This window comes from Anaerotruncus sp. (assembly GCF_057433415.1).
The window spans coordinates 1-7,552 of record NZ_DBMDHH010000083.1; the positions used below are offsets into that span (position 1 = coordinate 1).

A 7,552-nucleotide genomic window follows, 5' to 3' on the forward strand; every position below is an offset into this window, starting at 1 on the left:
ACGCGCGCCTGCTCGGGCGCGAGCCAGAGCGGGAACGCGCCCGCGTAGTGCTCGGTGAGGATGCCGATGAACCGTTCGATGCTGCCGAGCGCGGTGCGGTGGAGCATGACCGGGCGGTGCTTCTCGCCGTCCTTGCCGGTATAGGTGAGGTCAAACCGCTCGGGCATCTGGAAGTCGAGCTGGATGGTGCCGCACTGCCAGGTGCGCCCGATGCAGTCGCGCAGGTGGAAGTCGATCTTCGGGCCGTAGAAGGCGCCGTCCCCCTCGTTGACCGAGTAGGGCTTGCCGTTCTTCTCCAGCGCGTTCCGGAGCGCCTCCGTCGCCATGTTCCACTGCTCCTCGGTGCCCATCGAGTCCTCCGGACGGGTGGACAGCTCGAGGAAGTATTCAAACCCGAACACCTTATAGATGCTGTCGATCAGGTCCATGACGCCGAGGACCTCCTCCTCGATCTGCTCGGGGGTCATATAGATGTGGGCGTCGTCCTGGGTGAAGCAGCGCACCCGCATGAGCCCGTGCAGCGCGCCGGACAGCTCGTGGCGGTGCACGATGCCCAGCTCGGCCATCCGCTCGGGCAGGTCGCGGTAGGAGTGGAGCCTGCGCTTGTAGACGAGCATGCCGCCCGGGCAGTTCATCGGCTTGATCGCGAAGTCGCGGTCGTCGATCTTGGTGGTGTACATGTTGTCCTTATAGTGGTCCCAGTGCCCCGAACGGTGCCACAGCTCCTCCGAGAGGATCAGCGGGGTGCGGATCTCCTCATAGCCGCGCTGGCGGTGCAGCTCGCGCCAGAAGCTCTCCAGCGTGTTGCGCAGCACCATGCCCTTGGGGAAGAAGAAGGGGAAGCCGGGGCCCTCCTCGTAGATGTCGAAGAGGTCGAGCTCGCGGCCGAGCTTGCGGTGGTCGCGGCGCTTGGCCTCCTCGAGCATGTTGAGGTAGCTTTCCAGCTCGCTCGCCTTGGGGAATGCGATGCCGTAGACGCGGCAGAGCATCCGGTTGTTGCTGTCGCCGTGCCAGTAGGCGCCGGTGCTCTGCACGAGCTTGATCGCCTTGAGGGGCGCGACGCTCATCAGATGCGGGCCGGCGCACAGGTCGGTGAAGTCGCCCTGCTTATAAAAGCTGATCTTCTCCCCCGCGCCCGAGTGCTTGTCAATGAGCTCGAGCTTGTAGGGCTGGTCCTTCATGAGCTCCTTCGCGTCGGCGGGGTCGAGCTCGAACCGCTCGAGCTCCTCCCCCGTCTTGACGATCGCCGTCATCTCCTTTTCGATCTTGGCGAGGTCCTCGGGGGTGAAGGGCTTTTCGACGTCGAAATCGTAGTAGAAGCCGTTTTCGACGGCGGGTCCGATCGTGTATTTCGTGTCGGGGTAGAGGTGCATGACCGCCTGCGCCAGCACGTGGGAGGCGGTGTGCCAGAAGGCGTGCTTGCCCTCCGGGTCGTCGAAGGTGAGGATTGCGAGGGTGCAGTCCTCCGTGAGCGGGGTGCGCAGGTCGACGGCCTTCCCGTCGACCCTGGCCGCGCAGGCCGCCTTATAGAGGCCCGCGCCGAGGCTCTTTGCCACTTCCGCGGCGGTCGTGCCGGATTCAAACTCCTTGACGACGCCGCCTTTCAACGTTACGTTTATCATAGTCCCTGCTTCCTTTCTATCCGAGGTTATTTTACGCATAAAAAAAGCCCTCATCCCCCAAAAGACGGGATGAAGGCTCTGCTCCACGGTTCCACCCGAATTGCGCGAAAAACCGCGCCGCTCGACGATCGGTAACGGGATCGGCCGGCGTGCTCGTCGCACGCGCTCGGGGGGCGGTCGTCCATTCGCGGCGCGTGAAGCGGCTTTCAGCTTGAACCGCTTCTCTCTGTGGCGCGCCCTTGCGCCGGGACGTTCCCCGTCAACGCTGTTGGGGATGTTCTGCTTTACAGATTATCTTAGCACGCCGCCGCGCGGCTGTCAACCGTTCTTTCGCAATGGAACGGATTTACTTGGCGAGCGGGAGGTTTTCGCAGATTGCACACATTTTCTCTCCGCTCCTACTTTCTACTACTTTATCCGATTTCCCCACCGCCGCAGGATTTTGTGATATGATCTTTGGGAGGCGGGCTGTCAAATACCAACAAATACCCTGTATTTACAAGCTCTCCGCTTGTCTACAAGCTGCGTATGCCGTGATATGATAAATGTGGCGCACCAAATGCGCGGTTCCATTCGCTGTTCCCCGCTTGGGGAACACGATAAAATAAAAGGCAAGATAACGTTTACCATAAACCAAAAATTTCTCATCTATGCTCTGTTGGGCTTTTATCCTAAAATGAAGGTGTCAAAAAAAAGGGAGGAGGCGTTTTCCATGCCGTTTACACCCCGGCAGACAAAGGGCAGGGAAAAGTCCTTCTACAAGACCCTTTATCTGTCGGAACAGCTGATCCGGGAGGTCGAGCGGATCGCCTCGGAATATGACACGAGCTTCAATAATGTCGTCGTCAGCATGATCGAATACAGCTTGCAGAACGAGGGAACGAACCCCGGAATGGAGGAACAGCATGAACGCACGCAGGCCGCTCATCAATGAAATCTACCGCTCCTGCTATGAAGAGAGCGTCAAGGAACCGGACGAGCTCTTCCAGCTCCGCCAATCCCGCATCGAGCTCGAGCGCCTTCTCCGTGCCCGCCTCGAAAGCGGCGGCGACGAGAGCCGGGACCTTCTCGACCAGCTTCTCGAATGCACCACCCGCATTGAGTCCTATACCTGCGAACTGTACTTCCGCGAGGGCTACTCCTACACCTTAAAGTTCCTCGCGCAGGGCCTCTGCTGAACCGGGGCGGCCGCCGTTTTGGCGGCCGCCCGCTTTTTTTGTCCGAATTGCCCTCTAAAAGTTCACAATTTCGCAATAATTCTTGACAATCCTATGACATCCATATAAAATAGTAATGTCATGCAGTATGTTTTATGGTATCATCGCACGGAAGGTTTTGGCGTTTTTCCCCGCTTTCCCGCGCTGTGCCAATAAAAATATTCTATCCGCGCTCGGCTTTCCGCGCGCGGATTGCGGACATTGAAAATGGAATAAAGGAGGTCAGTGTTCCCCATGAGCACAATCGGATTCATTCCGTTTGTCGTCAGTGTGATTGGTGCTTTTTTAGTTGGCGCGGTAATCGCCTTTTTCCTGGGAGTCGCATACCGCAAAAAAGCGGCGGAAGCGGCGCTCGGTTCCGCCGAGGAGGAAGCGAAACGGCTGATCAGCGACGCGATCAAGACGTCGGAAACCAAAAAGAAAGAAGCCATCATTGAGGCGAAGGACGAAATTTACAAGCTCAAGCAGGACAATGAAAAGGAAATGAAGGAACGCCGCTCGGAGGTTTCCCGCCTCGAACGGCGCATCCAGCAGAAAGAGGAGTCGGTCGACAAAAAGCTCGACAACCTCGAAAAGAAGGAAGAAACCCTTCAGGCAAAACTCAAGGAGGCGGACACCAAGCTCCAGGAGGCCGAGCAGGTCAAGACCCACCAGTTCGACATGCTCGAAAAGATCTCCGGCTTCACCGCCGACCAGGCTAAGAATTATCTGCTCGCCAACCTCGAAGGCGAGCTGACCCACGAAAAGGCCCTCAAGATTTCCCAGTATGAGAGCCAGCTTAAGGACGAGTCCGACCAGAAGGCGCGCGAGATCATCGCCGCCGCCATCGGACGCTGCGCGGCCGACTATGTGGCGGAGATCACCGTCTCGGTCGTCCCGCTGCCCAGCGACGAAATGAAGGGCCGCATCATCGGGCGCGAGGGGCGCAACATCCGCACCCTCGAGACCCTCACCGGCGTCGACCTCATCATCGACGACACCCCCGAGGCGATCACCCTTTCGAGCCACGACGCCGTCAAGCGCGAAACCGCGCGCGTCGCGCTCGAGCGGCTCATCCAGGACGGCCGCATCCATCCCGCCCGCATCGAGGAGACGGTCGACAAGGCCCGCCGCGAGATCGAGGGCAAGATCAAGCAGGACGGCGAACGCGCCGTTATGGAGTGCGGCGTGCACGGCATGCATCCCGAGCTGGTCAAGCTGCTCGGCCGCATGCGCTACCGTTCGAGCTACGGCCAGAACGTACTTAGCCATTCGATCGAGGTCTCCCAGCTTGCCGGCATGATGGCCGCGGAGCTCGGTGCCGACGAGGCGCAGGCGCGCCGCGCGGGCCTCATCCACGACATCGGTAAGTCGATGACCCACGAGATCGAGGGTTCCCACGTGCAGATCGGCGTCGACCTCGCCCGCAAGTACAAGGAGAGCCCCGATATCATCCACGCGATCGAAGCGCACCACAACGACGTGGAGCCCCGGACGATCGTGGCCTGCCTGGTCCAGGCGGCCGACGCGATCTCCGCCGCCCGCCCCGGCGCCCGCAGGGAGAACCTCGAGAACTACATCAAGCGTCTTGAAAAGCTCGAGGAGATCGCCAATTCCTTCGACGGCGTCGAGAAGTGCTACGCCATCCAGGCCGGCCGCGAGGTGCGCATCATGCTCAAACCCGACGTCGTCTCGGACGACCAGATGACCATCGTCGCGCGCGAGATCGTCAAGAAGATCGAAAGCGAGCTCGACTACCCCGGGCAGATCAAGGTCAACTGCATCCGCGAGAGCCGCGCGATCGAATACGCGAAATAAGCTTTTACGCCAAAGGGCGCCGGAAATTCCGGCGCCCTTTTTCTGTACGTCCTATCTCGGGCCCTTCCATTTGACCGGCCTGCCCGCCGCCGCTTCAAAAAACGCGCGGAATTCCTCCGGGTCCCCCCGCGTGAAGCCGTCCCGCCCCAGCACGTAGGCCTGCTGCCTCGCGATGTAGAGGTAGTAGCCCTCCCGCGTCTCAAACGCCTTGACGAACTGGCTGTAGTAGATTTCCCCCGCGCTCTGGTCGGTCTCCCACGCCATGCGGTCGCCGTAGAAGGCCATCCGGGTCTCCAGCATGCCGGAGACCCGGTTTTTGCGGGCGGAGCGCACCGACAGGGCGGTGACCCACTCGGGCGCGAAAAGAAAGAGCAGGCCCAGCAGGGCGGCTTCGACCAGCCGGAAGGCCGCCCCGCCGCTCCCCGTCGCAAGGACCTCCGCCAGCGTCATCAGGAATGCCAGCAGGGCGACGACGCCGACGATCCGAAAGCATAAAAACAGATGCGTCAGGTATTTGTGGTGGAACCGGATCAGCTGCCGGTACATCCGGTCGTCCTGTTTCATCCGCGCCGCAAAACGCGCGGATTCCGCCGTGTGTTCCATTTTGCCGCCTCCTTTTCCTCCATTCTAGCACGCCCGGCGGCTCAAAGCAATCCGACGAGGTTTTGGGCGAGCGTGCCAAGCTGGAAGACCGCGAGCGCGGCGGCATAGGCGACGGCGGTTTGCAGGAGGGCCGCCGCGAGCGCGCGCCAGGTGGAATGGAGCTCGCGGCGCATCGTCGCGAGCGCCGACACGCAGGGGGCGTAAAGCGCGCAGAAGACGAGGAAGGCCGCGGCGGAGAGAGGGGAAAACCGCGCAGCGAGCGCCGCCGCGAGAGGCCCCTCCCCCGCGAGCGACACCCCCAGCGTCGAGACGACCGCCTCCTTGGAGACCAGCCCGGCGAGCAGCGCGACCGCCGCCTCCCGGAAGCCGAAGCCGAGCGGCGAAAAGAGGGGCGCGAGCGCGCCGCCCGCCCGCGCGAAGAGGCTGGCGGCGGGGTCCGCCGTGAAGCGGAGTCCCCCGTCCACATGCTGGAGCAGCCAGATGAGCACGCTCATCGCAAAGATGAGGGTCCCCGCCTTGCGCAGAAAGTCGCCGCACTTTTCCCCGGTGTTGCGCAGGACGTTTCGCAGCGAGGGGGCGCGGTAGGGCGGGAACTCCATGAGGAAGGGGGCCTCCCGCCCCCGGAAGGGGCCTTTGCGCAAAAACCAGCCGACCGCCGCCATCGCCGCAATCCCCGCAAGGTAGAGCGCCGCGACCGCCAGTCCCTGCCGCCGCGGGAAGAAGACCCCGGCAAAGAGGGCGTAGATCGGGAAGCGCGCGCTGCAGGGCAGGTAGGGGGTCAGCAGGATGGTCAGCCGCCGGTCCCGCTCGCCCCCCAGCGTGCGGGCGGCCATGACCGCCGGCGTGGTGCAGCCGAAGCCCATCAGCATGGGGATGAAGGATTTGCCCGTGAGCCCCAGCCGCCGCAGGGGCAGGTCCATCAGAAAGGCCGCGCGGGAGAGGTAGCCGCACTCCTCGAGCAGCGTGAGGCAGAGGAAGATGAGCGCCACCTGCGGCAGAAAGGTGAGGACGCTGCCCACCCCGCCGAGCACGCCGCCCACCAGCAGGTCGGAGACGGGCGGCGACACGCCGAGCGCGGGAAGCCATCCGGAAAGGCCCGCCGAAAGCCCGGCGAGCAGCCGTTCCATCCAGCCTTTGAGCGCGAGCCCCGGCCCTCCGAAGCAGACGCCGAACATCCCGGCCATCGCGGCCAGGAAGATCGGGAAGGCCAGCTTCCGGTGCAGGACCGCCCCGTCGATCCGGTCGGTGAGGGTCCCGCCCGCGGGCCGGGGCGGCGTTTTCACCGCCTCCCGCAGGATGCGTTCGATCAGCCGGTAGCGCGCCCCCGCGATGAGCGAGGCCGCGTCCTCCCCCGTCTCCCGCTCGAGCGACGCGCGGATGCGCCGCAGCTCCCACCTCTGTCGGGCGGTGAGGCGCAGGCGGTCCTTGAACGCGTCCGGGTCCTCCAGCAGCCCGGCGGCATAGAACCGCAGCCGGCCCGGTTCCCGCACCGCTCTTTCGACGGCGCGCGCCGCCTCCGCGATCGCGCCGTCGAGCGGTTCCCCGTACCGGGGCGGCGGCGGGACGCGCGCGCGGCCCAGCGCCGCGGCCGCCAGCTCCTCCACACGCTCCCCCTTCCTCGCCGCGACGGGCACCACCGGCACCCCCAGCAGCTTTTCCATCCGGGCGGCGTCCACGCCGCCGCCCGCCGCCCGCACCTCGTCCATCATTCCCACGGCGACCGCCATCGGGGTCCCCAGCTCGCAGAGCTGCAGCGTCAGGTAGAGCCCCCGTTCGAGCGAGGTGCCGTCCAAAATGTTGACCGCCGCGTCCGCCTGCCCGCCGAGCAGGAACTCCCGCGCGACCCGCTCCTCCAGCGTATACGCCGCGAGCGAATAGATGCCCGGCAGGTCGACGAGCACCGCCCGCTCTCCCGCTGCTTCGATCCGTCCCTCCCGGCGTTCGACCGTCACCCCCGCCCAGTTGCCCACGTGCTGGCTCTGCCCCGTGAGCCGGTTGAACAGGGTGGTCTTGCCGCAGTTGGGATTGCCCGCCAGCGCCACCGTCCGCATTGCCCGTTCCTCCCCGCGTTTCCGATTCGGGTTTGTCCCCTGCCACCAGCATATGACGCGGCGGGAATTTTTAGCCCTCGCCGCCGGAGGGCGCGGCGGAAGGGACGGGGACGCGGCGGGATCGGCCGTCCCACGGGACGGCACGCCGCGGGGCCGCCCGCTGGCGGCCCCGCGGCGCCCCGCGCTTCGCGCGGGCGATCCCGCCGCCGCGCAAAAACCCCCGCCGCTGTATCACAGCGGCGGGGGTTTTCCGTATTCCCGG

6 protein-coding genes are annotated in these 7,552 nt (G+C 64.2%); 3 read left to right on the plus strand and 3 right to left on the minus strand.

The window, feature by feature from the left end:
* The coding region (thrS, locus tag ACZO3G_RS14080) for a threonine--tRNA ligase (RefSeq protein ID WP_486847352.1) at positions 1–1,622 on the minus strand (1,622 nt) is incomplete at its 3' end.
* A gap of 712 nt (positions 1,623–2,334) precedes the next feature.
* On the opposite strand from thrS, the gene ACZO3G_RS14085 reads away from it, so the two are divergent.
* The 3 genes from ACZO3G_RS14085 (at position 2,335) to rny (ending at position 4,636) form a co-directional block, all read left to right on the plus strand.
* Positions 2,335–2,556, plus strand: a complete 222-nt coding sequence (locus ACZO3G_RS14085; RefSeq protein ID WP_101549692.1) for a hypothetical protein — start codon at positions 2,335–2,337, stop codon at positions 2,554–2,556.
* Positions 2,528–2,800 carry a hypothetical protein gene (locus ACZO3G_RS14090; protein WP_101549690.1) on the plus strand — a complete coding sequence of 91 codons (273 nt, stop codon included), beginning with the start codon at positions 2,528–2,530 and terminating at the stop codon, positions 2,798–2,800. The genes ACZO3G_RS14085 and ACZO3G_RS14090 overlap by 29 nt, the downstream gene beginning before the upstream one ends.
* A gap of 273 nt (positions 2,801–3,073) precedes the next feature.
* Positions 3,074–4,636, plus strand: coding sequence for a ribonuclease Y (gene rny, locus ACZO3G_RS14095; protein ID WP_276873141.1), 1,563 nt, complete (start codon positions 3,074–3,076; stop codon positions 4,634–4,636).
* A gap of 51 nt (positions 4,637–4,687) precedes the next feature.
* Here the strand turns inward: rny and ACZO3G_RS14100 are convergent, their stop codons facing one another.
* On the minus strand, positions 4,688–5,239 hold the full coding sequence (locus ACZO3G_RS14100) for a YcxB family protein (RefSeq protein WP_276873139.1): 552 nt from the start codon (positions 5,237–5,239) through the stop codon (positions 4,688–4,690).
* 41 nt (positions 5,240–5,280) lie between these two features.
* The gene (gene feoB / locus ACZO3G_RS14105) at positions 5,281–7,290 is read right to left on the minus strand and encodes a ferrous iron transport protein B (protein ID WP_277138650.1); all 2,010 of its coding nucleotides are present in this window, start codon (positions 7,288–7,290) and stop codon (positions 5,281–5,283) included.
* Positions 7,291–7,552 lie beyond the last annotated feature (262 nt).